The organism is Pseudomonas sp. LS1212 (genome assembly GCF_024741815.1).
Lineage (GTDB): Bacteria > Pseudomonadota > Gammaproteobacteria > Pseudomonadales > Pseudomonadaceae > Aquipseudomonas.
In genome coordinates this window covers 3,209,407-3,233,588 of the sequence record NZ_CP102951.1, presented here as the reverse complement: position 1 = coordinate 3,233,588, position 24,182 = coordinate 3,209,407, and the positions used below count along the sequence as shown (strand labels likewise).

Sequence of the window (24,182 nt, the reverse complement as noted above, 5' to 3'; positions counted from 1 at the left end):
GGGCAGAACAATGACAACAAAACGCAACGTCGTACTCACCATGGGGCTGTTGGCCGGTTTGATCGGCTGCGGTTCGGTATGGGCCCACGGCAACGTGGTTCCCCAGGCTGTGACAACCCAGGGCCTGACCCCGATCAAGGATGCCGGCGTGACTGTCGACGGCGATGGCTGGGCCGCCGTGAACCCTTATCGCACCTCGCCCGAGCACGACAAGGCGGTAGAAATCGGCGCCTCGGCGTACAACCAGAACTGCGCGGCCTGCCATGGGCTGGAAGCCAAATCCGGCGGCATCGCCCCGGATCTGCGCATGCTCGATGCCGGCGAGGCCGGAGACGAGTGGTTTGTCGAACGGGTGCGCAATGGCGCGGTGCGCGACGGTCGGGTGTACATGCCGAAAATGGCCGACTATTTGAGCCAGGAAGCCCTCTGGGCGGTGCGCACCTATCTGGACAGCGTGCATGTCGAGGAGTGACCGCCATGCGCCTGCTCATTGCGCTGTTCACCGGCTTGCTGCTGTGCTGTCAGGTGCACGCAGAGGTGCGCAATTACGATGAGATGATCGCCGCGGGCGAACTGAAAGTGGCCGTCTACAAAGACTTCGCCCCTTACAGCTTCGAAGTCGATGGCCAGCAAAAGGGCGTCGATGTCGAGCTCGCCCGCGCCCTGGCCAAGGCCCTCGGTGTGCGCCTGGAACTGATCTGGGCGCCGCCGGGGGAGAAGCTCGACGACGACCTGCGCGATTACATCTGGCGAAGCAACCCGCTGCGTAACCAGCAATTGGCCGACCTGATGCTGCGCGTGCCCTACGACCAGGCCTACGCGCAGCGGCGCAACGAGTTGGGCGAGTTGCAAAACGAACGGGTGGTGATGTTCGGCCCGTACCAGCTCGAATGCTGGCAGGTTGCCCATGACCGCCGTCGCCTGGAGTCGGTCGCCAGTGTCGCGGTGTTCCAGCAGCACCCGATCGGCGTCGAAGTGGACAGTGTGCCGTCGTTTTACCTGACGTCGGTGTTCAACGGCATGCTCAGTGGCAAAACCCGTCATTACCCCAACGTGCAGCAGGCATTTGCCGGGATGAAAGCGGGCGAAGTGGATGCGGTGATGGCCATGCGCGGCGAGATCGACTGGCAATTGCACGAAGCCGGCGATCCCGAGTGGGCACTGGCAGAAAACGCGTACCCGAACATGGGCAGGCAACGCTGGGAGATCGGCATGGCGGTGCACGAAAGCAACCGTCAGTTGGCCTATGCCCTGGAAGAGGCACTGGAAGGGCTGATACGCGACGGCACGCTGGCAGGAATCTACGCAGCCTATGGCCTGCGCTATGAAGTCCCGCCGATGTACCAATAGGGGCGAGCGGTGAAACGGGTGGATGGCAATTGATTGTTTGTCGTTTGTGAGTGCCCTATCGCTGGCAAGCCAGCTCCCACAAAGGATTACCAGTGCACATTAGATAATTGGCCTGGCACAAAACCTTGTGGGAGCTGGCTTGCCAGCGATAGGGCACTCACAGTCAACCAAAAAAAATCGACCTTGTACTAAGGAACTAGCAATCTCCCCACTGCGGCCAATTGTTGCCAGAGGGCCCGCGACCAAGAATCTGCGTCAGACCGGGAAAATTTCCCGGACACAACAAAAAACGCAGAGGTAGCCGCCATGACCCACCCCGCATTGCGCATTCGTCGCCAACCCTTCGCCGTGAGCCTGCTGTTCAGCGCCATGCTGCTGTCCGGCGCGGCGCTGGCCGCCGTCACCGATCAGGAAATCCTCCAGGACCCGAAGAACCCGCAGCAGGTCGTGACCAACGGCCTGGGCGTCCAGGGCCAGCGCTACAGCCCGCTGGATATTCTCAATGTTGATAACGTCAAGGAACTGCGGCCGGTCTGGGCGTTTTCCTTCGGTGGTGAGAAGCAGCGCGGCCAGCAGGCCCAGCCGCTGGTCAAGGACGGCGTGATGTACATGACCGGGTCTTACTCGCGGGTGTTCGCCGTGGATGCGCGCACCGGCCGCAAGCTCTGGCAATACGATGCGCGCCTGCCCGATGACATTCGCCCGTGCTGCGACGTGATCAACCGCGGCGTCGCGCTGTATGGCGACCTGGTCTACTTCGGCACCCTCGATGCCAAGCTGGTAGCGCTAAACAAGGACACCGGCAAGGTGGTCTGGAGCAAGAAGGTTGCCGATCACAAGGAAGGCTATTCCATCAGCGCCGCGCCGCTGGTGGTCAACGGCAAACTGATTACCGGCGTCGCGGGTGGCGAGTTCGGCGTTGTCGGCAAAATCCAGGCTTACGACCCGAAAAATGGTGAACTGCTCTGGTCGCGGCCGACCGTGGAAGGTCACATGGGCTACGTCTACAAGGACGGCAAGGCGATCGAGAACGGTATTTCCGGTGGCGAAGCCGGCAAGACCTGGCCGGGCGATCTCTGGAAAACCGGCGGCGCGGCGCCCTGGCTGGGTGGCTACTACGACCCGGAAACCAACCTGCTGCTGTTCGGCACCGGCAACCCGGCACCGTGGAACTCGCACCTGCGTCCCGGCGACAACCTCTACTCGTCTTCGCGCCTGGCCCTGAACCCGGACGACGGCACGATCAAATGGCACTTCCAGAGCACGCCCCACGATGGCTGGGATTATGACGGTGTCAACGAACTGGTGTCCTTCAACTACAAGGAGGGCGGCAAGGAGATCAAGGCGGCGGCAACCGCCGACCGTAACGGCTTCTTCTATGTGCTCGACCGTACCAACGGCAAGTTCATCCGTGGCTTCCCGTTCGTCGACAAGATCACCTGGGCCACCGGCCTGGACGCCAACGGCCGGCCGATCTATGACGAAGCCAGCCGCCCGGGCGCGCCGGGCAGTGAAGCCAAGGGCAGTTCGGTGTTTGTCGCACCCGCCTTCCTCGGTGCGAAAAACTGGATGCCCATGGCCTACAACCAGGACACCGGCCTGTTCTATGTCCCGTCCAACGAGTGGGGCATGGACATCTGGAATGAAGGCATTGCCTACAAGAAAGGCGCGGCCTTCCTGGGCGCCGGCTTCACCATCAAACCGTTGAACGAAGACTATATCGGCGTCTTGCGTGCGATCGATCCGAAAACCGGCAAGGAAGTCTGGCGCCACAAGAACTTCGCACCGCTGTGGGGTGGGGTGCTTACCACCCGCGGCAACCTGGTGTTCACCGGCACGCCTGAAGGCTTCCTGCAGGCCTTCAACGCCAGGACCGGGGAGAAAGTCTGGGAGTTCCAGACCGGCTCCGGCGTATTGGGCTCACCGGTCACCTGGGAAATGGATGGCGAGCAATACGTCTCGGTGGTGTCCGGCTGGGGCGGTGCGGTGCCGCTGTGGGGCGGGGAAGTGGCCAAGCGGGTGAAGGACTTCAACCAGGGTGGCATGCTGTGGACTTTCAAGCTGCCTAAAGACCTGGTGGCCAAGCATTGAGGCCGGTGACCTGCCGGTAATCCTTGCGTCACTTACGACCAAATGACGAGAGCCCTCCTGCCAACGGCGCATTCGTCTGGCGCGCGGGGCTCTCTACCATCGGTCCATCGCCTGTCCACCCGACAGGCATCGACCCAGACAGAGGCCCACCATGATCTATGCACAACCCGGTACACCCGGTTCCGTTGTTTCGTTCAAGCCGCGTTATGGCAACTTCATCGGCGGTGAATTCGTCGCTCCCGTCGAAGGCCAGTATTTCAGCAATACCTCGCCGGTCAACGGCGAAGTGATTGCCGAGTTCCCACGCTCCACGGCGGCCGACATCGAAAAAGCCCTGGACGCGGCCCATGCCGCCGCCGATGCCTGGGGCAAGACCTCGGTCCAGGAGCGCTCGCGGGTGCTGCTGAAAATCGCCGATCGCATCGAGCAACACCTGGAGCAGCTGGCGGTCGCCGAGACCTGGGACAATGGCAAGGCCATCCGCGAAACCCTGAACGCCGACGTGCCGCTGGCGGCCGACCATTTTCGCTACTTCGCCGGGTGCATACGCGCCCAGGAAGGCGGCGCCGCCGAAATCAACGAACTGACCACCGCTTACCATTTCCACGAGCCACTGGGCGTGGTCGGGCAGATCATCCCCTGGAACTTCCCGTTGCTGATGGCCGCCTGGAAACTGGCGCCGGCGCTGGCTGCCGGTAACTGCATCGTGCTCAAGCCAGCCGAGCAGACGCCGTTGTCGATCACGCTGTTCGTTGAGCTGGTCGGCGACCTGTTGCCCGCCGGCGTATTGAACGTCGTCCAGGGTTTCGGCCGCGAAGCCGGTGAAGCCCTGGCCACCAGCAAGCGCATCGCCAAGATCGCTTTCACCGGTTCCACCCCGGTGGGCGCGCACATCATGCATTGCGCGGCCGAGAACATCATTCCAAGCACCGTGGAGCTGGGCGGCAAATCGCCGAACATATTCTTCGAAGACATCATGCAGGCCGAGCCGCAGTTCATCGAAAAGGCCGCCGAAGGGCTGGTGCTGGCGTTTTTCAACCAGGGCGAAGTCTGCACCTGCCCGTCGCGCGCGCTGGTGCAGGAATCGATCTACGAACCCTTCATGGCCCAGGTGCTGAAGAAGATCGCCAATATCAAGCGTGGCAACCCGCTGGACACCGAGACCATGGTCGGTGCCCAGGCCAGCGAGCAGCAATACGACAAGATTCTTTCCTACTTGACCATCGCCCAGGAGGAGGGCGCCCAGCTGCTCGCCGGTGGCGCGGCCGAGCGGCTCGAAGGCGACCTGTCCAGCGGTTATTACATCCAGCCGACCCTGCTCAAGGGCCACAACAGGATGCGCGTGTTCCAGGAAGAGATCTTCGGCCCGGTGGTGGGCGTCACCACCTTCAAGGACGAAGCCGAAGCCCTGGCAATCGCCAACGACACCGAGTTCGGCCTCGGCGCCGGCCTCTGGACCCGCGACATCAACCGTGCCTATCGCATGGGCCGCGCGATCAAGGCCGGCCGCGTCTGGACCAACTGCTACCACCTGTACCCGGCGCATGCCGCGTTCGGCGGTTACAAGAAATCCGGCGTGGGTCGTGAAACCCACAAGATGATGCTCGACCACTACCAGCAGACCAAAAACCTGTTGGTCAGCTATGACACCAACCCACTGGGCTTCTTTTAAGGCCTGACGCGTATGACCGTAGCGCTGGCGCGGCAGCGCTACGGTCTGCACCACCCCCTACCAAGGCACCGCGCAACTTCCTTCGAAAGTAGCATTCGACAGCCGCAGCCCCCGTGTATTAATGCCTCTACCGGAATTGACCGGCACAATAAGAGGATTGACCCATGTGGACTAAACCCGCGTTTACCGACCTGCGCATCGGCTTCGAAGTGACCATGTACTTCGCCAGCCGCTGATCGTTCCGGCTCTGGCCAGTCCACGCACTGGCCAGAGCCTTCATACCGTCTCTGCGCTTTTGGTCTGATTGCATTTGTAACAGGATGCTTTAGGCTGGTCTTATCTTTCAAAACAATAAAAACAGGCTTTCCATGAGCCAGAATCTCAGCCAGCTGCGTAAATTCGTTTCCCCGGAAATCATCTTCGGCGCCGGTTGCCGGCATAACGTTGGCAACTACGCAAAGACCTTCGGCGCGCGCAAGGTCCTGGTCGTCAGCGACCCCGGCGTGATTGCCGCCGGTTGGGTCGCCGATGTCGAGGCCAGCCTGCAGGCCCTGGACATCGATTACTGCCTCTACAGCGGGGTATCGCCCAACCCTCGGGTCGAAGAGGTGATGCTCGGCGCCGAGATCTATAGAGAAAACCATTGCGATGTGATCGTTGCCGTCGGCGGCGGCAGCCCGATGGATTGCGGCAAAGGCATCGGCATAGTCGTCGCCCACGGGCGCAGCATTCTTGAATTCGAGGGGGTCGACACCATTCGGGTGCCGAGCCCGCCGCTGATCCTGATCCCGACCACGGCCGGTACCTCGGCCGACGTTTCCCAGTTCGTGATCATTTCCAACCAGCAGGAGCGGATGAAGTTTTCCATCGTCAGCAAGGCAGTCGTCCCGGACGTCTCGCTGATCGACCCGGAAACGACCCTGAGCATGGACCCCTTCCTCTCGGCCTGCACCGGTATCGATGCGTTGGTTCACGCCATCGAAGCATTCGTGTCCACCGGTCACGGCCCGTTGACCGACCCCCATGCCCTGGAGGCGATGCGCCTGATCAATGGCAACCTGGTGCAGATGATCGCCACCCCTGGCGACATCGCGCTGCGCGAAAAGATCATGCTCGGCAGCATGCAGGCCGGGCTGGCGTTCTCCAATGCGATTCTCGGCGCGGTGCACGCCATGTCCCACAGCCTGGGCGGGTTCCTCGATTTGCCCCACGGGTTGTGCAATGCGGTGTTGGTCGAGCATGTGGTCGCGTTCAACTACAACTCGGCGCCCGACCGCTTCAAGGTGATTGCCGAGACCTTCGGCATCGATTGTCGTGGCCTCAACCACCGGCAGATCTGCGGGCGTCTGGTGGAGCATCTGATCGCGCTCAAGCACTCCATCGGCTTTCATGAAACCCTCGGCCTGCACGGTGTCAGCACGGCGGATATTCCCTTCCTTTCGCAGCATGCGATGGACGATCCGTGCATTCTCACCAACCCGCGGGCGTCGAGCCAGCGGGATGTCGAGGTCGTCTATGGCGAAGCCCTCTGAAGAACAGCAGCGAGCCCTGGCCGGGCTGCTGGGGCTGGGCAGCCATTCGGCGCGCAAGAGCCACTACCCGGAGCTGGCGGCTCGTCTCGACGACCTGGAAACAGAACGCAACCGCTACAAATGGCTGTTCGAAAACGCCGTTCACGGTATTTTCCAGGCCAACCTGCAAGAGGGTTTGCGTGCAGCCAACCCGGCGCTGGCGCGCATGCTCGGCTACGACGATCCTCAGGACGTGTTGTTTTCCCTGACGGACCTGGCCGGCAATCTGTTCGTCGGCGGCGCTGTCGAGTTGCAGGCCATTGGTGAGGTGCTGCAGCGTGAACGCAGCTTGCTCGGCTACGAAACCCGGCTGCGGCGCAAGGATGGCAGCCACCTCGATGTGCTGATGAACCTGCTGCTCAAGCCCGACCAGGACGGGTTGGTCGAAGGCTTCGTCTCGGATATCACCGAGCGCAAGCTGGCCCAGTTACGTCTGCAACAGCTCAATGACGAACTCGAGCAACGGGTGATGGCCCGCACCGACGAATTGCTGGAAGCCAACCGCAACCTGCAGCAGCAGATAGCCCAGCGCGAACAGGTCGAGCAGGCCCTGCGCGATGCCCGCGATGCCGCCCAGGCCGCCAATCGCAGCAAGGACAAATACCTGGCAGCGGCCAGCCATGACCTGCTGCAACCCCTCAATGCCGCACGCTTGCTGATATCCACCCTGCGCGAGCGGGACTTGCCCGATGCCGAGCAAGTCCTGGTGGAACGCACGCATCAGGCCCTGGAGGGCGCTGAAGACCTGCTGGCCGATCTGCTCGATATCTCGAAACTGGACCAGGCCGCGATCAAGCCTGACGTGGCGCTGTACCGGCTCGACGAGTTACTGGCCCCGCTGGTCTCGGAGTTCCAGACGGTGGCGGAGGCGGCGGGGTTGAACCTGCGGGTGCGCATCGGCGATTTTGCCCTGCGTACCGACCTGCGCTTGATCACGCGGATCTTGCGTAACTTCCTCAGCAACGCCTGCCGCTATACCGCCCAGGGCAGCATATTGCTGGGGGCCAGACGCCGTGGCGACTGCCTGCGACTGGAAGTCTGGGACACCGGCCGCGGCATTGCCGAGGACTGCCTGGAGTCGATTTTCCTGGAGTTCAACCAGCTCGATGTCGGCCGCGCTGCCGATCGCAAGGGCGTTGGCCTGGGCCTGGCCATCGTCGAGCGGATCGCCAAGATCCTCGACTATCGGGTACAGGTGCGTTCACAGCCCGGACGGGGTTCGGTGTTCAGCATCGAAGTGCCGCTTTCGCGTGAAGTGCCATTGCCGATCAGCCAGGCATTGCCCCAGCCCGGGGTCGGCAATCCGCTGCCGGGACGACGTTTGCTGGTCGTGGACAATGAATTGAGCATCCTTGAGAGCATGGCCGCGCTGCTGGGGCAGTGGGGCTGCGAAGTGCTCACCGCAACCGATGAAACCGCCGCCCTGGCGGTGCTGCAGGGCCGGGCGCCGGAACTGATCCTGGCGGACTTCCACCTCGACCATGGGGTGGTCGGTTGTGAAGTGGTCAAGCACTTGCGCGAGCATTTTGCCCAGCCGATCCCGGCCATCATCATTACTGCCGACCGCAGCGACCAGTGCCGTCGCGCCTTGCAGAAACTCGGAGCCCCCCTGTTGAACAAGCCCGTCAAACCCGGCAAGTTGCGTGCGGTGTTGAGTCAGTTGCTCGGGTAGATGGACTCGACATCCCCGGGGCAGGGCACCAGCGAGCAGCTCGATTAGCGGTAACGCCAGAATCCGTCTTCACTCTATTATTGCGTCGGGACCGAATCAGCCTTACACGGCCGACCTTTCTCATCCCATCGAGGACGACATCATGACCGTCAAAACTGCTGCAGCTGGCGCCGCGCTTGCTCTTGCCGCCGCCGGACTGTTCGCTGGCGTTAGTGTGCCTACCGCGGCTTTCGCCGAGGAAGCCCAGACGATACACTGCTACGGTGTCAACGCCTGCAAAGGGAAAAACGATTGCATGACCGCCAAGAACGCCTGCAAAGGGCAGGGCACCTGCAAAGGCACAGGTTTCCTGAAAATGACCAAGGCCGAATGCAATAACGCCGGTGGCAAAGTCGGCAAATAAGTGGACGCGGGGCGGCCCGTGCGGGCCGTCCCGATCTCTTTGACGAAGGAGCCCGGCATGTCTTCCGTTACTCCCTGCCTCGGCTACGGCCTGGGGCTGCGCAGCGCCTACTACAGCGAGATACTCGAGCAGCGCCCGGCGGTGGACTGGTTCGAGGTGGTCTCGGAAAACTATATGGTCGACGGCGGCAAGGCATTGTATTTCCTGGACGCCATCGGCGAGCACTACCCGTTGGTGATGCACGGTGTATCGCTGTCCATCGGTGGCCCGCATCCGCTCGATCGCGACTACCTGCATAAACTCAAGCGTCTCGCTGATCGGGTGCAACCGGCGTGGATTTCCGACCATCTGTGCTGGAGCCGCGGCAACGCCCATCAGTTGCACGACCTGCTGCCATTGCCTTACACCGAAGAAAGCCTGCAGCATGTGGCCGCCCGTGTGCGTCAGGTGCAAGATGAGTTGGAGCGGCCATTGGTGCTGGAAAATGTCTCCAGCTATGTACGCACCGCCAACTCTGATTTCAGTGAGTGGCAGTTCCTCGCCGCCCTCAGCGAGCTGAGCGGTTGCGAGCTTTTGCTGGACGTCAACAATGTTTATGTCAGCGCGTGCAATCACGGTTTCGAACCCTGGGACTTTATCGGCGCGCTGCCGCCCACGCGGATTCGCCAGCTGCACCTGGCCGGGCACAGCGACTACGGCAGCTACCTGATCGACACCCATGATCAGCCGGTCAGTGATCCGGTCTGGCAGCTCTATCAACGTACCCTGCGGCATCTTGGCCCCGTCGCCACGCTGCTTGAGCGCGACGATCACTTCCCGCCGTTGCAAGCACTGCTCGATGAACTCGACCAGGCCCGGGCCCTGGCTGCCGTGGCACTCGGCACGGAGGCCGCATGCGCCTGAACGACTGGCAGCTTGAATTCGAGGCCTACTTGCTTGGCGCACAGTCGCAGCCCGGCGCGGCGTTGCGCGACAGCCTGCTCGGCAGCACTGCCCTGAGTGCCGAAGAGGGCCTGGCGATCTATCACAACGCCTATCGCTCGCGCTTGCTCGACGCGCTGCGCGAAGACTACCCGACCCTGGTGTATTGGCTCGGCGACGACCAGTTCGAGCGCCTGGCGAGCGCCTACCTGCAGGCTCATCCATCCCGCCATTTCAGCCTGCGCTGGCTGGGCGAGCGGCTGGCGGACTTTATCGATGGCTACCTGGTTGCCGAGCAGGCCGCACCGCTGGCGGAGCTGGCACGCCTGGAGTGGGCGTTCACCCTGGCCTTCGACGCCATGGAGGGTGAACCCCTGACTCTGCAGAGCATGGCCAGCCTGCCACCGGCAGACTGGCCCGAATTACGGGTGGGCCTGCTGCCCAGCGTGCAGTGGCAGCTCTGCCATTACAACAGCCTGGCGGTATGGCGTGCACGCAAGGACGAGGGCGAGTTACCGGCAACCGCAGCGCTGGACCAACCCCAGGTCTGCCTGATCTGGCGTCAGGGCCTGATCAGCCGCTACCGCAGCCTGGGTGCGGCCGAGGCCCATGCGCTGGCGGGCATGGTCCAACAAGGTTGGAATTTCGCCGGGTTATGCGTTGAGTTGAGTGCCCATGACGACTCGGCAGCGGTGCAGGCGGCGACCTGGCTCAAGCAATGGATCAGTGATGGGCTGCTGGAACGGCTGATAACAGCCGAGGACGAATGATTCGGTTAAAGACGCTGCCGACGAATTCAGAGAAGTCACTCAGCGAACATAATCTGCGCCCGTCCGTTGCAGCGTTGACCGACAGCGCTCGGACAAATTCTCCACCTGCAGCTCTTTCCCTGCTTTTTGATAACGCAAGCAAAGCGCTTCCAGGGCCGCGATAGCCGAATGGTCCGCGAAGCGCAGATGTACGCAATCAAGAACGACGTGCTGCGGATCACTGGCCGGATCGAACAGCGTCTGGAAGCGTGTCGTCGAGGCAAAGAACAGCGTGCCATGCGGGGAGTAGGTCTTCCGGCCGGCGCTGTCGATGTGGCTCTGCGCACCGATTTCCCTGGCATGTTGCCAGGCGAAATTCAGTGCGGCGATGACCACGCCGCAGAGGACAGCGGTCGCAAGATCGGTGAAGACCGTGATCGCGGTGACGGCGATGATCACCAGCGCATCATTGCGCGGCACTTTGCCCAGTACGCGCAGCGAACCCCAGGCGAAGGTCTGCTGGGCCACCACGAACATCACCCCGACCAGCGCCGCCAGGGGGATGCGCTCGATCAGCGGTGACAGGAAGAGGATGAACAGCAGGATCATCACACCACTGGTGATGCCGGAAAGCCGCCCGCGACCGCCGGAACTCAGGTTGATCATGGTTTGCCCGATCATGGCGCAGCCGCCCATGCCGCCGAACACACCCGAGACCATATTGGCCGCGCCCAGCGCGACGCACTCGCGGTTGGGCTGGCCCTGGGTTTCGGTCATCTCGTCGGTGAGGTTGAAGGTCAGCAGCGTTTCCAGCAGGCCGACGAGGGCCATCAATACAGCGTAGGGCAGGATGATGCGCAGCGTCTCGAGGTTCAACGGCACATCCGGCCAGTGCAGGCTGGGCAGCCCGCCGGCGATATCGGCCATGTCGCCGAGGGTACGGGTCGGCAATTGCAACAGTTGGCAGAACAGGCCCACGCCGACAATGGCGATCAGTGCCGGCGGCACCGCCCGGGTCAGGCGCGGCAGCAGGTAGACGATCAGCATGGTCAATGCCACCAGCGCGCACATCACCAGCAACGGCATACCCGAGAGCCATTGCTTGCCCGCTGGCGTGGTCTGCTTGAAATGCTCGAGTTGCGACAGGGCAATGACGATCGCCAGCCCGTTGACGAACCCCAGCATCACCGGGTGGGGCACCATGCGGATCAACTTGCCGAGCCGTAGCACACCGAACAGCATCATCAACGCGCCGCTGAGCAGCACCGTCGCCAGCAGGTATTGCACGCCGTGCTGGACGACCAGCGCGACGATGACCACGGCCATGGAACCGGCGGCGCCGGAGATCATGCCGGGACGCCCGCCGAACAACGCGGTCAGGAAGCAGATGATGAAAGCGCCGTAGAGACCCATCAGCGGATTGAGCTGAGCCACCAGGGCAAAGGCGATGCACTCGGGCACCAGCGCGAAAGAGGAGGTCAGGCCCGCCAGAACGTTGTTGCGTATATCGGAGATACTCATCTTGCCCTTTTCAAGCCAAAGACCTCCGTAGCCGCTGACCGTGGGGGGGCAGTGCCAGGGAGGTCGTTCAAGTCTGTGTTTTGGCAGCATGGAGTGTGCCGGGAAGCGCGCGATTTTATGAAGCGGGGCAAGGTTTGGCCAGCGATTTCAGCCTGCCTGTGTCGGCTGCCTCGGTTCATGGATTGTTTGAGTTCGGAGTGCCGGCCCCAGTGGCTGTTCCTGCATGAATTATCTTTTTTTAAAAAAATATTATTTAAATCAGCACATTGCGAATTTTTGTGAGAGAATGCGCCCACACCGAGAGTGAAGGGTGATTAGCTCAGCTGGGAGAGCATCTGCCTTACAAGCAGAGGGTCGGCGGTTCGATCCCGTCATCACCCACCAATCCTTCTCAGTGTCATGCGCAGCGGTAGTTCAGTCGGTTAGAATACCGGCCTGTCACGCCGGGGGTCGCGGGTTCGAGTCCCGTCCGCTGCGCCATATTCGCCTCAAGGCCCTTGAACTCCTTGAGGCAACAAAAAAAAAGCGACCTTCGGGTCGCTTTTTTTTTGCTTTCTGATTTCGCTGCGCGGCCGCCTGACGGCTACCGAGGCGGCTCGGACTTGTTGGCCACGCTGACTCGCAGTGTTTTCGCCACCCGGGTTTGTATCTCGTAGGCAGGCGCCTCTACGGCTTTGTAGTCACGGGTATAACGGGTCGCAAATCCGCGAACGCCCCACTGCAGGTACTGCTGCACGTGATGCAATTCATGGGCCCAGAGTGCGACATTGTTAAGTGCGTCGTCGGCATTTCGAAAAACGATGATGTCCATCAGGGTGACGGCATTCACATCGGGATTCTGCAGCATGGTGTTGGCGGCATTCAGTTCCTTATCGTCGCCTACCTTGTAGCGGACCGAATCGAGCACTTGGAAATCGTAGTAGGGTTCGAGCTGGGCGCGGATATTCAGCGGGATTGTCTGGACCTCGCCAGCGGCTGCGGAGTTGCGCGATTGCACTATCCAGCTCTCCAGTCCGGAGGCTGCCATTTGGCTCATGTTGTCGAAGATCGGCGCCATTTCCTCCTTGGAGCCTGGCGCACAGAAACAGGCCACCATGCAGACCTCGTATTGTCCCGTTGGGCAGGCGAGTGCAGAGAGCGAAGTGCCGAGGGACAGGAGCAGTGCAGCGGCTGACCGGAAAATTTGATGCAAAAAAACAGCTGGCATTGGTGCTCCCGGAGTCAATGGCAATCGGCAGGCATTACCCTGGGCAGTGCTTGCCCGTATCCAATCGCGTGTTGGACCGTAGCGGCCAGTGTTGGTTGCCCGGGGTGACAACTTTTTTCAAATGACTATCTAAATCGCTGAAGTTAAAAAGAAACATTGCTGTCGTAGAGTACTTGTCTGAATCGTGAGGAGCCATCAAGTGACCCGACCAGCAAGAAACCTGCGAAAAACCATGGATTCGGTTGCCGCCAATAATCAGCGTGCTGCCATCGATATCATGCGTGCCATCGAGAAGTTGGGCGATGAGTTGTTGCGCCAGCGGCTCTTGGGCGTGGTCCACCAACTCAACCAGGACGCGCAAGAGCTGCACCAGGCCCGGGATGAAGTGCAGGGCCCGCGAATCAAGCTGGCATGATGATTATCCGGCAGATTGTCCGGCATGGAGCCTGCGGGTAGCCGTGCCGGTCACGCTTCAGAATTGAATATTTGACGTCAAGTAAAAGAAGGCGTTTTGCCATGGCAGAGTCGCCCCTCGTGTGCCTTACTCATATCCTGTGACTGAGGAGCGTGAGCCATGCACCAACGAGGGGGTAAATACTGGGACTGGGCCGATTGTCAGCTCAACAGCCGTTGCCATGAGGAAAAACTGGGCAGCGGCTATGAGATCGAAATTCAGGTACGTCTGTCCCGTGACGGAGTCACTCAAGCATTCATCGGGATCTATGCCGGGAACGGACATATGATCTTCGAGGAGTACCATGATGCGCGCGAATCCGAGACGATCACGCAGGCGATGCTGTGGTGTGTCGGCAGGGCGCGGGCGCTGGCGACTTGTCCTCATTCAGCCGGCCCCTGGAGCATTGCCAAACAGGCGCATTGATCCTCAGGTGAATTGCTCGATGCCATGCCGGTCAAATTCGACCTCTATCCCGACAAGGTGCTGGTAGGCCTTGGACCTGCCTGGCGGTGCGTTGCGCTCCACAGTCAAATGCGGTTTGTAGGTCCGCTCCTCTGATCCGTAGGTGCGGGACAACGCGGCGTTCAGTGCATCACCCCATGCCCCCTCGCAGGCCAATTCGGCAACAATGCATCTCCCGCGCCTGGTACGCCATTCGGAAATCGTCGTGATGGTCGCCCGGCAGTGGGGCAGTGGCTCGGAAAAATTCAACCGGACCTTTGCATTGTAGAAAGTGGTCAAGTGCACGGTTCTTTTCACGCCAGCCTGCTTCAGCACATCGACGGACTCACGAGACGGCCAGGCGGCGGCCCAGCAGGCATAATGCTCGGTATCTTGCCGGGTTTCGGTCATGGCCCTTGCTCCAAGAAAACGCATGCCTGACAGGCCCGGTCACTATGCCATTGATCGACTACAGTTGAGGAGTGACACATTGGGAGAGGGCCATGAAGTGCGTGATCTGTGGGGCAGAGGCGCGAGAGGTTGACGCTGGAAAGGACGGCGTTGAGCTTGTCTGTCCTGAGTGTGGACATTTTGGCGTTTCCGCAATGGTGCTCAGGCAAAGCAGCCAGAGAACTTTCGATGTCGAGCGGACTCGGATCTGGCTTCATCGCGAACGCGAAATAAATCCGGACCGTGGCCCTGAGATCAATAGCGAGAACGTCTTCTGGGCATCGTAGTAAGCAGCCGCCAGCCCTGCCTCGAGCGGGCAGCATCGATTACCCCGGCGTTGCCCTCAGTACTGCCTGAAGCGCGGGAGCGGCGCATCGACAACCTTCAGCGACGTCAGCGCTTTCTTCAGCAGCACATCATCGGCTTCGACCGCTTTGAGGCTATCCCGGATCTTGACGGCGGCAGGGAGGTCGCCCTGGCGGTCGATCCAGTCGGCGATTTCCTTGCAGGTGGACGTCAGCCGAGCCTGGCGGTGGTTGATGATGGTGAGCAGGGTGGTGATGGTCTCTTTGTCGGACATCGGTCATTCCTCCATTCAGCGAGGGAAAGTGTAGCAGCGGTCTAAAAAGCCTGCACACGCTCGCAGAATGGAGGTGGAATGTTAAGGAAATGCCTCGGGCAGGGGCCGGGCGGATGGGCAAGCCTGTCGCGAATCAACGGGTTTTCGAGTTCAGCTTGCGAAGTTCTTCGTAAGTGGCTGATTGTACAAACCAGAAGCCGGAGACGATGCACCAGCCAAGGGTGCCCAGAGCCCTGCTTGACGACTCAACAGCTATCAGCTTTTCCATGTGTTTTCCGCGAAAAGCGCACTTCCGCACAATTGTAGGCTGTTTCTGAAAATGCGTCGGAATTTTCCCAATGATCCTCCAGGGGATGGAATACCCGCTTGAGATAATTCATTATTATTGTAGATGAGAGATCAGTACATGCCTCGCAAGTGCTTTGCTCGTGTCTTTAAAAAGGAATTTATGTGCTGTGGCTGGCAACTTTTTGTATTAGGTCGGCTAAAGGTGTGGATTCCAATCTTGCTTGATTTTCGTGATGGAATTTGCTGTCGCGCAGGTATCTGGAGGAGTTATGGCTTCAAGCAGTTTTCAAAATGAAGTGCCCAAGGCTCGAGTCAACATCAAGCTCGATTTGCACACCGGTGGTGCGCAGAAGTAAGTCGAGTTGCCGCTGAAGTTGATGATGATGGGGGATTACAGCAACGGAAAAGAGCAGCGTCCATTATCCGAGAGAAGCAAGAACAATATTGACAAGAATAACTTCGACAGCGTTTTGGCCGAGTTCTCTCCGAACCTGAAACTGGCGGTGAAAAATACCTTGGTCAATGACGACTCCGACACCTCTGTCGAGTTGAATTTCCAGAACATGAAAGATTTCGAGCCGGAGCAGGTGGCGCGGCAAATACCGCAACTACGTGCCCTGTTGGCCATGCGCAACCTGCTGCGCGACCTCAAGTCGAACCTGTTGGACAACGCTACCTTCCGTCACGAGCTGGAACGCATCCTCAAGGATGATGCGCTGAGTGACGAGCTCCGAGCCGAATTGGCCGCTCTGGCTCCACAAGAAGATCGTTAATTCCCTATTGCTGGGCATACCGATGCCACTGGCAACGCCGGGCAGAACCTCCAGTTGTCCCGCGCCCGCGCCTCTGCAGTGCGTGACTGGATGCAACGCATGGGAGACATCCCCGACAGTTGCTTTGCTGTCCAGGGGTTCGCAGCCAGCCAGCCGATCACCAGCAATGACACCGAGTCCGGGCGAGCGGCCAACCGTCGTGTCGATATCCGTCTAGTGCCGGAAGTTGGGGCCTGTGGGCAGCCCACTGTCGGGGCGGATAATGGGCAACCTTCATGAAGTGCCATCGCCAATCATCAGCAAGAAGGAACATTTTCCCCTACACCGATATCAAAACCACAGGGACCCTCTGCACCCAAGGTCCTCAGAGAGGTGCTTATGAAGCCTGATCACAAACCATCCGACCCATCGGACCCTGCCGCCCAAGAAAGCATCGACCATGGCGAGCTGGGCGCCGGAGGGCGGACCGCCAAAGACAAACCCGACCCCTCCGACCCACACAATGAGGGAGGGGCGGACCCTCTTAAACACCTGATCGAAACGGCCGATGCCGTTCGGCGCGGTAAATCGGACCCCATGTAATATCCCCAAGCCCGGCCATTGGTCGGGCTTTGCAATTTATGACCTGCAAAGCACAAAATGACCGTCTAGTCTGAATCGCCGTCATGACCGATATTTTTCAGGCAATCAGGTGCTTGCCGGTATCGGCCAACTGCCAGAGGGATCCATTGATGGGCGAACATTACCTGGAACATGAGGAGGAATTTCCGATAAACAGTGTCGTGCACTGTGGTCAGACCCCGTACAAGGTTGGATTCGAAGGCGCGACGATTGACGAGTCGCCAGGCAAGCATCAATCGAGCATGCCGCCAGGGAAGTTCAGGAACAAGTTCCTGCCCAAGGTGACTGTTCACCCGAAAAAAAATAGTTGAGCAAGCAAACCCCGCCATCTGGCGGGGTTTTTCTGTCGGGTCGCACAGATCGGCTAGCGAGTCATGAGTCAATTGGCAGCAAAAGCTGTGCACCCTGGTTGCGCACATTGCCCACGGCCTTGTCGACCCTGAACCAGTCGAAGGTTTCGGACGGTTCTCCCTGTAACAGCACAACCTGTTCGGCGCGCTCTCCGGGGGTTGCGGGGTCCAGCCATTCACGGGCCAGCTCGGGCGCCAGCACCACCGGACGCCTGTCGTGGATATCGACCATGCCGCCGGCGCTGTCTGCCGTGATGATGACGAAGCCGTCGCTCTCCTGTTGTTCGCGGCCGGCGGTGGCGTACTGGCCGATGGCCGCGCAGAGGATGGGCGCACCGTCCTGGCGGCGGATGTAGTAGGGCTGCTTCTTCGGATCGCCCTCGTCGACCCATTCATACCAGCCGTCAACCGGCACGATCGCACGATGTGGCCAGATGGCCCTGAAGAAGGCGCCATGGGCGACCTTCTCGACCCTGGCGTTGATCGGTGGGGCACGATCCCCGGCCCAGTGCGGCCGCCATCCCCAGCGCACCAGGTCGGCGTGGAGAATATTATCGGCAAGATGGAGGAGGGCGAGCGGGGTCGATGGTGCCGCGTTGTAGCGCTCCAGCGGTTGCTCGCCGACGGCGTTGGCCAAGGCATTGGGCATGCTCAATGCCTCGACGAAGTCATGGATGCCGCGGTATTGCGAAAGCCTTCCGCACATCGGCCTGTCCTCGGAACAGAGGAGAAAGCATAGCACCGGGGCTGTGCTTCACTTAACGGTGAGGAAACCTGTTCAATCGGTTTAAAAGGGAGGTGTCCATGGATACTGACCCACGGTACGAATGCAGCGTTCGATCGGCTGGCCCATCGACTCCAGACCCCGAACCCCCTGAGGATGATCCAGACTCGATCGAGGAGGAGCCAGAGGAACCGCCGCAAACCTGGAAGCATCCAGATGATGGCAAGAGCCTTTCGGATCTGGACGAAGAGCGCCCGCTCAAGCCCTGAAAGGCGGTTCATGAAGGGCACGAGGGCCGGCCCTGCAGTTCGATGTTTTCGATCAGGCGAGGGCCAAGGAAAAGTCTTTGGCCCCTCCGCTGACAATCCCCCTCAAGCCGGTGCGGTGACGGTAGGACGCCCCGGCTTGCGCAGAGGCTCCAGCCGCGACCCGGTGTAACGCGATTCGCGGGACAAACGCCAGCGCCCGAACAACCCATACACATGCGTGACCCGGCCTTGTTCCTGATAACCCATGCGGATATGCAGTTTGAGGGCCGGGATGTTACGCGTCTCGCAGACATCCACCACCCGTGTGCAGCCCTGCGCGCGCATGGCTTCCCACATGTTCACCTGGGCGTCGACCGACAGGCAGGTGCCAAAGTAGTGGCGGATTCCCTCGCCGCCGAACGCGAAGAACTCACCCGGCTTGATCGGGAACTTGCAGCCGTAATAATGACGATCATGGTAGTCGCGTGTACTGCCCCAGACAAAGGCGACAGTGTCCCCCTGAGCATCGAGGTACATGTGTCCGGTGTGACCTTCGGCGGCGAGTTCGCGCATGGTCTGCACCCGGTCGCCAAAGTACCTGGCGAAGGCCTTGACGTTCTCCGTATCAATAACCACCAGGCGTAGAGGCGCATAGGGTCTGAGTTTGTGTGGGGGAATCGGACTGAGCAGGTCGCGTTCCATCCATAACAGCTCCCAATGGAAAAAAACATGGCGCTCGAACAGTTTCTTCAACTCGCGGCGCAAACCTCTTTGCTTGATCCGGACACTGAGCTTCTTCAATGGGCTCATGTTGTCTCCTGGTTGGGCTTGTTGTTGTGTAGGGCAGCAAGGGTAGCTATGTTTTGGCGAGACTCGTGGCGGATTGTTGGTGGTGCCTGGTCAAACTCTTTGAATGGGTATAGATCAGCGCGGCTGTTCCGTGCCAAAAAGCTAGCGCTGTTTTGTTTCAAGTTGTGTCAAGAATTGCTCGCGGAGCCGGAGTTGATGGCTGGAGACCGCCGCACAGCCTTCTTCGTTTGCGCAAGGGGCAGGCCCCTCCTGACTCTGGACGGGCTGCCCGATAGGCCTTGGCGGTCTTGCACTTATTTGGGGAGCTCGTTGAAGCTGCAGTATTCTTCCCAGCTCATACCAAGCGCTTCGGCGACATCTCGGTGGGTTTCGATCCGCATCGCGTGAAGCTCTTCCGGGCTTTGCGCGATCAGCTGCAATGCCAGCTCCCAAGGCTCCAAGCCTTGTTCTTGGGCCTCATCTTCAAACGCCCATTCGATCTGCTGTTTTTGCTCTTGTGGGCTCAGCGCCTGAATTTCTTCCAGCAGAGCGGGGTTGGCGGCCATGAACTTCTCTATCGCGGCTGCATGCCTTGACTCTTTTGCAATCATTTCGTTCTCACTTATCAAAAAACGCTCAGGGCGCTGTGCCTCCAACGCCTTCGGGCGTCGCTGCAGTCGGGGGCATTGTAGCGGCCCATTCAATGAGACATATAGCCCTACCGCAACCAGGCTGGATTAAACTGCCAGTGCCAGCCTCAATTCTGTTGCGCACAAATACCGGCCAACTGTAGCGCTGTGCCTGCCGGCCAATCCGCTACTGTAAGCCCGTAGCCCGCCACCTCTGGATAACACCATGCTGTACTCAGTCGATTTGCTCTCGGCCTTTGCGTTGTTCGCATTCGTCTCCTCGATCACGCCAGGCCCCAATAACACCATGTTGCTGGCCTCGGGCGTGAACTTTGGTTTCAGGCGCTCGATCCCCCATGCGCTGGGTATCAGCGTCGGCTTCATGGTCATGGTCGTGGCGGTCGGGCTGGGCCTGGGCGAGGTGTTCAAGGTCGTGCCCATGTCGTACACGGTACTGCGTTACATGGGGGCGGCTTATTTGCTCTATCTGGCCTGGAAAATCGCGACTTCGGGCCCTGTCTCGCAAGAACTGGGCAGCACCAGCCGGCCGTTGGGCTTCTGGGGCGCGGCAGCGTTCCAGTGGGTAAACCCCAAGGCCTGGATCATGGCCCTCGGCGCGATCACCACCTACACCCCGTCCCAGGGCTACTTCGTCAATGTCTTTATCATTGCGCTGGTCTTCGCCATCATCAATCTGCCCAGCGTCTGCATCTGGGCCGGCTGCGGCAGTGCCTTGCGCAATGTGCTGCGCAACCCGCGCTGGCTGCTGGCATTCAATTTGCTGATGGCGGCATTGCTGGTGATGTCGCTGTATCCGCTGATGTTGGACCCTGCGTAGGAAGCGTCATCGGCGGTTTTAAGAATCGTCTGAATGGCATCCATAGTGGATCGCTCTAAGCTCTCAACTGTTCGCCCAGTGCCATGGCTCTTTACCAGCGCATGGATTGCCGAGGCCATGGCACTGGACGGACCTTTTCGCATCAGACAAGCTTGCGACGATGCAAAGGACAGCCTGGAAAACTCTTGTCGTTGAACCTGCCCATCGAATCCCTGCTTTGACAGCAGGCGCGACTACTGCACCGACGGGCATGCAGTGCCGGTTCCGCGACTGGCCTGGCTGATCGCGTCGGCCAGCCGTTTCACGTTGTTCTGGTGGGCCGCCACCAGGTCGTCGATGGTTGCACCGGCTGGGGTTCGCAAGGACGTCCGACAGGTCATTTCTTTGATAGTGTTACCGGGCCCCAGGCTGCGCAAGCGCCATTTTGCTTCAACCAGGGCGTACTGCCCTGGCACCGAATCGAAGCGTTGTACCTCGACCCGCAAGGAGGCCTTGCGCGGCGATACGCTGCTGTTCAATTGCTCGGCCAGTGCACTCTGTAACTCATCGGAAAGGCTCGCGCCCCACCATTCGGTCTCGAGAATCGCCAGGCCGCTGTTGCCCTGACGAACGACGATCTGCGTCCGATCGACCTGGGCCGGCACGGTTATCCGCTCTATCTCGATGTCGGCGCTGGCGCCCTGTTGTGCGTTGCCGAACTGGGTCGGGGTCAGGGTGTGGTAATGAACCGGGTCGCTGCGACAGGCCCCCAGCAGCAGGAGCACGCTCAGCAAAGGTAGTTTCAGCGAAAGTGGCATTGGGCCAACTCCTGTAGTCATTCGCGCGAAGAGGGTTGCAGGTTCAGCGGCACTGCGTCTTTCGGGCGGCCGCGCAGCAGGGATTCGGGATGCCGGCCAAGGTAGTCGGACAGATCGCGCAGGGAGCGCGAGGTGCGGCTCAGTTCGTTGACGACGTCACCCAACCGTTCACGCTGCGGCGAGTCGTCGGCGAGGGTCGAGTTGGCCGACTGCAGGGTCTTGCTGACATCCTGCAAGGTGCTTTGCACGCCTGGCAAGGTCTTGCCGTTGAACTGGGCGAGGCCTTTGCGCAGTTCGACCAGGCTGGTATCGAGATTGTTGGCGATACGCTCCAGGGGCAGTTTGTTGAACTTGTCGACCATTGCCTGCAAGCGTTCCTGCAGTTGTTCCAGGCTTCCCGGAATGGTCGGGATCATCAGTGGCCGTTGCGTGACATCGAACGCGACTTTTTCGGCTTTTGGATAGAAATCCAGGGAAACGTACAACTGACCGGTCAACAGGTTGCCGCTGCGTGCCTGCGCCCGCAGGCCGTGCTCGACAAAGGTGCCGATGAGCCGGGCGCCGGCTGCTTCGTCGTTGGGGTCGTGCTTGAGGACCTCAAGCATCTTGATGTGTGCCCGCCCCAGGCGCTTGGGATAAATCACGATGCCCACGTCCACCGGAAAGCTCTGGCGTTTTTCGTCGAAGTCCAGATTGACCGAGACGACCCTGCCGATTTCCACGCCGAGGAATTCGACGGGTGCATCCACCTTCAGCCCGCGCATGGCCTGGTCGAAGCGCAGGCTCAGGTATTGCGCCTTGCCGCTGGGAGGGGCAAGGGCCGTCAGTTCGTCCTCGAACAGGTCGAAGGCCTTCTTTTCGGGCGCGGGTTGATCGCCGGAGCTGTACTCCGGTGCGCGAAAAGCGATACCGCCGAGCAGCATCGAGGACAGTGACTCGGTCCTGACCGAGAAGCCATCGGCGCCCACGCCGATATCGACACCGCTGGCGTTCCAGAAACGGGTGTTTTCGGTGACATGGACGTCATTGGGAGCGTTGACGAAGACTTCGATATTGACGCCTTTGCCGTCGGCATCCAGTGCGTAGGCAACCACCTGGCCGACCGGGATCTTGCGGTAGTAGACCGGTGAGCCGATGTCCAGCGAGCCGAGGTCCGGGGTATGCAGGACGAAGCGCTTGCCCGGTTCGCCATAGGTGATGGGCGGCGGCGTTTCCTGGCCAATGAATTTGTTGGTGCGGTTATCGGAATGGCCGACATCGGCACCGATGAAGTCGCCGGACAGCAGCGTATCGATCCCGGAAACACCGCCCGCGCCGATGCGCGGCCGCACGACCCAGAACACCGAGTCCTCGCGGGTAAAGGATTCGGCCTGTTTGGCCAGTTTCACCGTTGCGTTCACGCTCCTCTGGTCTTCGCTCAATTCGACATCGGTGACGTGGCCAATCACTACATTGCGGTATTTGACCTCGGTCTTGTTGGCCGTCAGGCCTTGACCGGTCTTGAAGGTGATCGTGATGATCGGGCCCGCCTGCATCCTGTTATGGACGACCAGAGAAATCCCGACCAGCACCGCGACGATGGGCACGATCCAGACCAGCGAGACACTCCAGCGGCGGGTCTTGATATTCGAATGGCCGGGCTCGGAATGCCCGTCAGCGGCTTCTTGCTTCATCCATGACCTCCTCGGATTGTCGGGTTTCCCAGATCAGGCGCGGGTCGAAGCTCATCGCCGAAAGCATCGTGAAAACTACGACCAGGCCGAAGAACAAGATGCCTGGGCGGGGTTCTATGTCGGCCAATGCCTGGAACTTGACCAGCGCCGCCACCAGAGCGACCACTATCACGTCCAGCATCGACCAGTAACCAATCACTTCGACGAAACGGTACAGCTTCGAGCGTTGCTTGCAGGCCCACTGGCTGCCGCGTTGCACGGTGACCAGGAGCAGGGTAATAGCGACGAACTTGGTCGCCGGCACGGCGATGCTGGCAATGAATATGATCGAGGCAATGTCCCAGGCCCCGGCTTCCCAGAATTCCACCACGCCGGTCATGATGGTGCTGTCGGCGCCGCTGCCGAGCATGTGGGTGTTCATCACCGGCAGAAGGTTGGCCGGAACGTAAAAGATCAGGGCGGCGAGCATGTAGGCCCAGGTTCTTGCCACCGAATTGGGCTTGCGTGCATGCAAGGCGGCGCCGCAGCGTGGGCATTCGCCGGGCTGGTCGGTCATGTCGCAAGCGAGCCCGCAACTGTGGCACAGGCAAAGGTTCATTTCGCTGGCCAGCGGTGGCGAGTTCATAGGGTGTTCCACAGATCACGGACGTCGCGTCCGGCGATCTTGATCAGCAATATGCTCAGGGCGGCAAGGGCGATCAGGCCGATGCCCGGCACTACGTCGAGCAGCCCGGCCAGTTTGATGACCGCGACCATCGCTCCGAGCAGGCAGACTTCGAGCATGCTCCAGGGCCTGAGCGATTCGAGCCAGCGCATGCACCAGGCAAACCCCGGCGAGCGTTTGGCCGCCCAGGCGAAACTCAACACCCAGATCAGCAGTACCAACTGAATGCCTGGGGCGATGATGATGGCGATGGCGGCCACCAGGGCAATGAAGGTGATCGGCCCATCGCTCAGGGCCAGGACCGAATCCCAGAGGGTTGCGGAGTTCTTCAGGCCTTGCATGCTGATGCTCATGACCGGGTAGAAATTGGCGAAGGTCCAGATCACCGCGGCGGTGAAGGTCAGGGCCAGGCGTTGTTCCACCGACATGCTGCTATAGCGCTGAATGACCGCGCCACAGCGAGTGCAAAAGGCCGTTTGATGCTTGGCGAGGGCGACGGGCTCATAGACGCAATCGCAGTGTTCGCAAATGATCAACCGATCGGTCTTCGCCATGATTAATGCTCGGTGAGAGGCTATGAAAGTCAGCTGACTCGATAGATCAATATAGAAGTGCGGCGAAATTGAGCAAATTTATAGTCCGGGCATCGGCTTTTTATAGTGGGTTGGCGCGCTTTGCGTACCGGATCTTGGGCTATAACTAG

The 24,182-nt window shown here is 60.3% G+C and carries 26 protein-coding genes, 2 tRNA genes and 2 pseudogenes; 19 read left to right on the top strand and 11 right to left on the bottom strand.

All coding sequences use genetic code 11. From position 1 onward, the window contains the following. Positions 1-10: 10 nt before the first annotated feature. From pedF to NVV94_RS15065, 10 genes are all read left to right on the top strand, one after another. Positions 11-472 (top strand): cytochrome c-550 PedF, encoded by a 462-nt coding sequence (gene pedF, locus NVV94_RS15110; RefSeq protein WP_258443201.1) that lies wholly within the window; start codon positions 11-13, stop codon positions 470-472. Positions 473-477: 5 nt separating this feature from the next. Next, the gene (locus NVV94_RS15105; protein ID WP_258443200.1) at positions 478-1,350 is read left to right on the top strand and encodes an ABC transporter substrate-binding protein; all 873 of its coding nucleotides are present in this window, start codon (positions 478-480) and stop codon (positions 1,348-1,350) included. A gap of 306 nt (positions 1,351-1,656) precedes the next feature. Then, positions 1,657-3,441 carry a PQQ-dependent methanol/ethanol family dehydrogenase gene (locus NVV94_RS15100; protein ID WP_258443199.1) on the top strand — a complete coding sequence of 595 codons (1,785 nt, stop codon included), beginning with the start codon at positions 1,657-1,659 and terminating at the stop codon, positions 3,439-3,441. Between the two features lie 151 nt (positions 3,442-3,592). Continuing rightward, positions 3,593-5,113 (top strand): aldehyde dehydrogenase family protein, encoded by a 1,521-nt coding sequence (locus NVV94_RS15095; protein ID WP_258443198.1) that lies wholly within the window; start codon positions 3,593-3,595, stop codon positions 5,111-5,113. Positions 5,114-5,277: 164 nt separating this feature from the next. Then, positions 5,278-5,349, top strand: coding sequence for a pyrroloquinoline quinone precursor peptide PqqA (pqqA, locus tag NVV94_RS15090; RefSeq protein ID WP_010209364.1), 72 nt, complete (start codon positions 5,278-5,280; stop codon positions 5,347-5,349). 132 nt (positions 5,350-5,481) lie between these two features. Further along, the gene (ercA, locus tag NVV94_RS15085; RefSeq protein WP_258443197.1) at positions 5,482-6,645 is read left to right on the top strand and encodes an alcohol dehydrogenase-like regulatory protein ErcA; all 1,164 of its coding nucleotides are present in this window, start codon (positions 5,482-5,484) and stop codon (positions 6,643-6,645) included. Next, complete coding sequence (locus NVV94_RS15080; RefSeq protein WP_258443196.1) at positions 6,629-8,356, top strand: NahK/ErcS family hybrid sensor histidine kinase/response regulator; 1,728 nt, start codon at positions 6,629-6,631, stop codon at positions 8,354-8,356. The genes ercA and NVV94_RS15080 overlap by 17 nt, the downstream gene beginning before the upstream one ends. Before the next feature lie 142 nt (positions 8,357-8,498). Continuing rightward, on the top strand, positions 8,499-8,759 hold the full coding sequence (locus NVV94_RS15075) for a hypothetical protein (protein WP_258443195.1): 261 nt from the start codon (positions 8,499-8,501) through the stop codon (positions 8,757-8,759). A 57-nt stretch (positions 8,760-8,816) separates the two neighbouring features. Further along, on the top strand, positions 8,817-9,662 hold the full coding sequence (locus tag NVV94_RS15070; protein ID WP_258443194.1) for a DUF692 domain-containing protein: 846 nt from the start codon (positions 8,817-8,819) through the stop codon (positions 9,660-9,662). Continuing rightward, complete coding sequence (locus NVV94_RS15065; RefSeq protein ID WP_258443193.1) at positions 9,653-10,450, top strand: DNA-binding domain-containing protein; 798 nt, start codon at positions 9,653-9,655, stop codon at positions 10,448-10,450. Before NVV94_RS15070 ends, NVV94_RS15065 begins: the two co-directional genes overlap by 10 nt. Positions 10,451-10,489: 39 nt before the next feature. On the opposite strand, the gene NVV94_RS15060 is transcribed toward NVV94_RS15065, so the two are convergent. Continuing rightward, entirely contained in the window at positions 10,490-11,950 is a 1,461-nt protein-coding gene (locus NVV94_RS15060) for a SulP family inorganic anion transporter (protein WP_258443192.1), read from the bottom strand. Positions 11,951-12,258: 308 nt separating this feature from the next. Here NVV94_RS15060 and NVV94_RS15055 point away from each other — a divergent pair. Both NVV94_RS15055 and NVV94_RS15050 read left to right on the top strand, forming a co-directional pair. Beyond that, positions 12,259-12,334: transfer RNA gene (locus NVV94_RS15055), tRNA-Val, on the top strand. Positions 12,335-12,353: 19 nt separating this feature from the next. Continuing rightward, positions 12,354-12,430, top strand: a tRNA-Asp gene (locus tag NVV94_RS15050). A gap of 103 nt (positions 12,431-12,533) precedes the next feature. Here NVV94_RS15050 and NVV94_RS15045 read toward each other — a convergent pair. Beyond that, the gene (locus NVV94_RS15045; RefSeq protein ID WP_309304251.1) at positions 12,534-13,046 is read right to left on the bottom strand and encodes a DUF4157 domain-containing protein; all 513 of its coding nucleotides are present in this window, start codon (positions 13,044-13,046) and stop codon (positions 12,534-12,536) included. A 310-nt stretch (positions 13,047-13,356) separates the two neighbouring features. Here NVV94_RS15045 and NVV94_RS15040 point away from each other — a divergent pair, with 310 nt between their 5' ends. Further along, positions 13,357-13,572, top strand: coding sequence for a hypothetical protein (locus tag NVV94_RS15040; RefSeq protein ID WP_258443190.1), 216 nt, complete (start codon positions 13,357-13,359; stop codon positions 13,570-13,572). A gap of 159 nt (positions 13,573-13,731) precedes the next feature. After that, positions 13,732-14,037 (top strand): hypothetical protein, encoded by a 306-nt coding sequence (locus NVV94_RS15035; protein ID WP_258443189.1) that lies wholly within the window; start codon positions 13,732-13,734, stop codon positions 14,035-14,037. 3 nt (positions 14,038-14,040) lie between these two features. Here the strand turns inward: NVV94_RS15035 and NVV94_RS15030 are convergent, their stop codons facing one another. Then, entirely contained in the window at positions 14,041-14,466 is a 426-nt protein-coding gene (locus NVV94_RS15030; protein ID WP_258443188.1) for a hypothetical protein, read from the bottom strand. 382 nt (positions 14,467-14,848) lie between these two features. Continuing rightward, positions 14,849-15,085 (bottom strand): hypothetical protein, encoded by a 237-nt coding sequence (locus tag NVV94_RS15025; protein WP_258443187.1) that lies wholly within the window; start codon positions 15,083-15,085, stop codon positions 14,849-14,851. 557 nt (positions 15,086-15,642) lie between these two features. Here NVV94_RS15025 and tssB point away from each other — a divergent pair. The 3 genes and pseudogenes from tssB to NVV94_RS15010 all read left to right on the top strand — a co-directional run bounded on the left by tssB (position 15,643) and on the right by NVV94_RS15010 (position 17,078). Further along, positions 15,643-16,146 (top strand): annotated as a pseudogene (tssB, locus tag NVV94_RS15020) (type VI secretion system contractile sheath small subunit). A 6-nt stretch (positions 16,147-16,152) separates the two neighbouring features. Further along, positions 16,153-16,425: pseudogene (locus NVV94_RS15015) on the top strand (OmpA family protein); the annotation flags it as partial. A gap of 386 nt (positions 16,426-16,811) precedes the next feature. After that, the gene (locus NVV94_RS15010; RefSeq protein WP_258443186.1) at positions 16,812-17,078 is read left to right on the top strand and encodes a DUF3604 domain-containing protein; all 267 of its coding nucleotides are present in this window, start codon (positions 16,812-16,814) and stop codon (positions 17,076-17,078) included. 61 nt (positions 17,079-17,139) lie between these two features. Here the strand turns inward: NVV94_RS15010 and NVV94_RS15005 are convergent, their stop codons facing one another. Next, complete coding sequence (locus NVV94_RS15005; RefSeq protein WP_258443185.1) at positions 17,140-17,823, bottom strand: SOS response-associated peptidase family protein; 684 nt, start codon at positions 17,821-17,823, stop codon at positions 17,140-17,142. A 98-nt stretch (positions 17,824-17,921) separates the two neighbouring features. Here NVV94_RS15005 and NVV94_RS15000 point away from each other — a divergent pair, with 98 nt between their 5' ends. Next, positions 17,922-18,110, top strand: a complete 189-nt coding sequence (locus NVV94_RS15000) for a hypothetical protein (RefSeq protein ID WP_258443184.1) — start codon at positions 17,922-17,924, stop codon at positions 18,108-18,110. 102 nt (positions 18,111-18,212) lie between these two features. Here the strand turns inward: NVV94_RS15000 and NVV94_RS14995 are convergent, their stop codons facing one another. Together NVV94_RS14995 and NVV94_RS14990 are read right to left on the bottom strand one after the other, a co-directional pair. Beyond that, entirely contained in the window at positions 18,213-18,899 is a 687-nt protein-coding gene (locus tag NVV94_RS14995) for a GNAT family N-acetyltransferase (RefSeq protein WP_258443183.1), read from the bottom strand. 293 nt (positions 18,900-19,192) lie between these two features. Further along, entirely contained in the window at positions 19,193-19,489 is a 297-nt protein-coding gene (locus NVV94_RS14990; RefSeq protein ID WP_258443182.1) for a DUF6388 family protein, read from the bottom strand. Between the two features lie 244 nt (positions 19,490-19,733). Here NVV94_RS14990 and NVV94_RS14985 point away from each other — a divergent pair, with 244 nt between their 5' ends. Next, on the top strand, positions 19,734-20,345 hold the full coding sequence (locus tag NVV94_RS14985; RefSeq protein ID WP_258443181.1) for a LysE family translocator: 612 nt from the start codon (positions 19,734-19,736) through the stop codon (positions 20,343-20,345). A gap of 233 nt (positions 20,346-20,578) precedes the next feature. Here NVV94_RS14985 and NVV94_RS14980 read toward each other — a convergent pair whose 3' ends face one another. The 4 genes from NVV94_RS14980 to NVV94_RS14965 are packed head-to-tail and all read right to left on the bottom strand — an operon-like array spanning position 20,579 to position 24,033. Next, positions 20,579-21,142, bottom strand: a complete 564-nt coding sequence (locus NVV94_RS14980; protein WP_258443180.1) for a membrane integrity-associated transporter subunit PqiC — start codon at positions 21,140-21,142, stop codon at positions 20,579-20,581. A gap of 17 nt (positions 21,143-21,159) precedes the next feature. Beyond that, positions 21,160-22,815: an intermembrane transport protein PqiB gene (locus tag NVV94_RS14975; protein WP_258443179.1), complete on the bottom strand. Its 1,656-nt coding sequence runs from the start codon at positions 22,813-22,815 to the stop codon at positions 21,160-21,162. After that, positions 22,796-23,440, bottom strand: coding sequence for a paraquat-inducible protein A (locus NVV94_RS14970; RefSeq protein ID WP_258443178.1), 645 nt, complete (start codon positions 23,438-23,440; stop codon positions 22,796-22,798). The genes NVV94_RS14975 and NVV94_RS14970 overlap by 20 nt, the downstream gene beginning before the upstream one ends. After that, positions 23,437-24,033, bottom strand: a complete 597-nt coding sequence (locus NVV94_RS14965; RefSeq protein WP_258443177.1) for a paraquat-inducible protein A — start codon at positions 24,031-24,033, stop codon at positions 23,437-23,439. The genes NVV94_RS14970 and NVV94_RS14965 overlap by 4 nt, the downstream gene beginning before the upstream one ends. Positions 24,034-24,182 lie beyond the last annotated feature (149 nt).

Bases quoted from the DNA above. Each gene is read 5' to 3' on its own strand.
- NVV94_RS15070 (WP_258443194.1), top strand. From the start codon at position 8,817: ATGTCTTCCGTTACTCCCTGCCTCGGCTACGGCCTGGGGCTGCGCAGC.
- NVV94_RS15080 (WP_258443196.1), top strand. From the start codon at position 6,629: ATGGCGAAGCCCTCTGAAGAACAGCAGCGAGCCCTGGCCGGGCTGCTG.
- NVV94_RS15105 (WP_258443200.1), top strand. From the start codon at position 478: ATGCGCCTGCTCATTGCGCTGTTCACCGGCTTGCTGCTGTGCTGTCAG.
- NVV94_RS14965 (WP_258443177.1), bottom strand. From the start codon at position 24,033: ATGGCGAAGACCGATCGGTTGATCATTTGCGAACACTGCGATTGCGTC.
- NVV94_RS15010 (WP_258443186.1), top strand. From the start codon at position 16,812: ATGACCGATATTTTTCAGGCAATCAGGTGCTTGCCGGTATCGGCCAAC.
- ercA (WP_258443197.1), top strand. From the start codon at position 5,482: ATGAGCCAGAATCTCAGCCAGCTGCGTAAATTCGTTTCCCCGGAAATC.
- NVV94_RS14975 (WP_258443179.1), bottom strand. From the start codon at position 22,815: ATGAAGCAAGAAGCCGCTGACGGGCATTCCGAGCCCGGCCATTCGAAT.
- NVV94_RS15065 (WP_258443193.1), top strand. From the start codon at position 9,653: ATGCGCCTGAACGACTGGCAGCTTGAATTCGAGGCCTACTTGCTTGGC.
- NVV94_RS15045 (WP_309304251.1), bottom strand. From the start codon at position 13,046: ATGGTGGCCTGTTTCTGTGCGCCAGGCTCCAAGGAGGAAATGGCGCCG.
- NVV94_RS14990 (WP_258443182.1), bottom strand. From the start codon at position 19,489: ATGATTGCAAAAGAGTCAAGGCATGCAGCCGCGATAGAGAAGTTCATG.
- NVV94_RS15100 (WP_258443199.1), top strand. From the start codon at position 1,657: ATGACCCACCCCGCATTGCGCATTCGTCGCCAACCCTTCGCCGTGAGC.
- NVV94_RS14980 (WP_258443180.1), bottom strand. From the start codon at position 21,142: ATGCCACTTTCGCTGAAACTACCTTTGCTGAGCGTGCTCCTGCTGCTG.
- NVV94_RS14995 (WP_258443183.1), bottom strand. From the start codon at position 18,899: ATGAGCCCATTGAAGAAGCTCAGTGTCCGGATCAAGCAAAGAGGTTTG.
- pedF (WP_258443201.1), top strand. From the start codon at position 11: ATGACAACAAAACGCAACGTCGTACTCACCATGGGGCTGTTGGCCGGT.
- NVV94_RS15025 (WP_258443187.1), bottom strand. From the start codon at position 15,085: ATGTCCGACAAAGAGACCATCACCACCCTGCTCACCATCATCAACCAC.
- NVV94_RS14970 (WP_258443178.1), bottom strand. From the start codon at position 23,440: ATGAACTCGCCACCGCTGGCCAGCGAAATGAACCTTTGCCTGTGCCAC.
- NVV94_RS15030 (WP_258443188.1), bottom strand. From the start codon at position 14,466: ATGACCGAAACCCGGCAAGATACCGAGCATTATGCCTGCTGGGCCGCC.
- NVV94_RS15035 (WP_258443189.1), top strand. From the start codon at position 13,732: ATGCACCAACGAGGGGGTAAATACTGGGACTGGGCCGATTGTCAGCTC.
- NVV94_RS14985 (WP_258443181.1), top strand. From the start codon at position 19,734: ATGCTGTACTCAGTCGATTTGCTCTCGGCCTTTGCGTTGTTCGCATTC.
- NVV94_RS15000 (WP_258443184.1), top strand. From the start codon at position 17,922: ATGGATACTGACCCACGGTACGAATGCAGCGTTCGATCGGCTGGCCCA.
- NVV94_RS15095 (WP_258443198.1), top strand. From the start codon at position 3,593: ATGATCTATGCACAACCCGGTACACCCGGTTCCGTTGTTTCGTTCAAG.
- NVV94_RS15005 (WP_258443185.1), bottom strand. From the start codon at position 17,823: ATGTGCGGAAGGCTTTCGCAATACCGCGGCATCCATGACTTCGTCGAG.
- NVV94_RS15075 (WP_258443195.1), top strand. From the start codon at position 8,499: ATGACCGTCAAAACTGCTGCAGCTGGCGCCGCGCTTGCTCTTGCCGCC.
- NVV94_RS15060 (WP_258443192.1), bottom strand. From the start codon at position 11,950: ATGAGTATCTCCGATATACGCAACAACGTTCTGGCGGGCCTGACCTCC.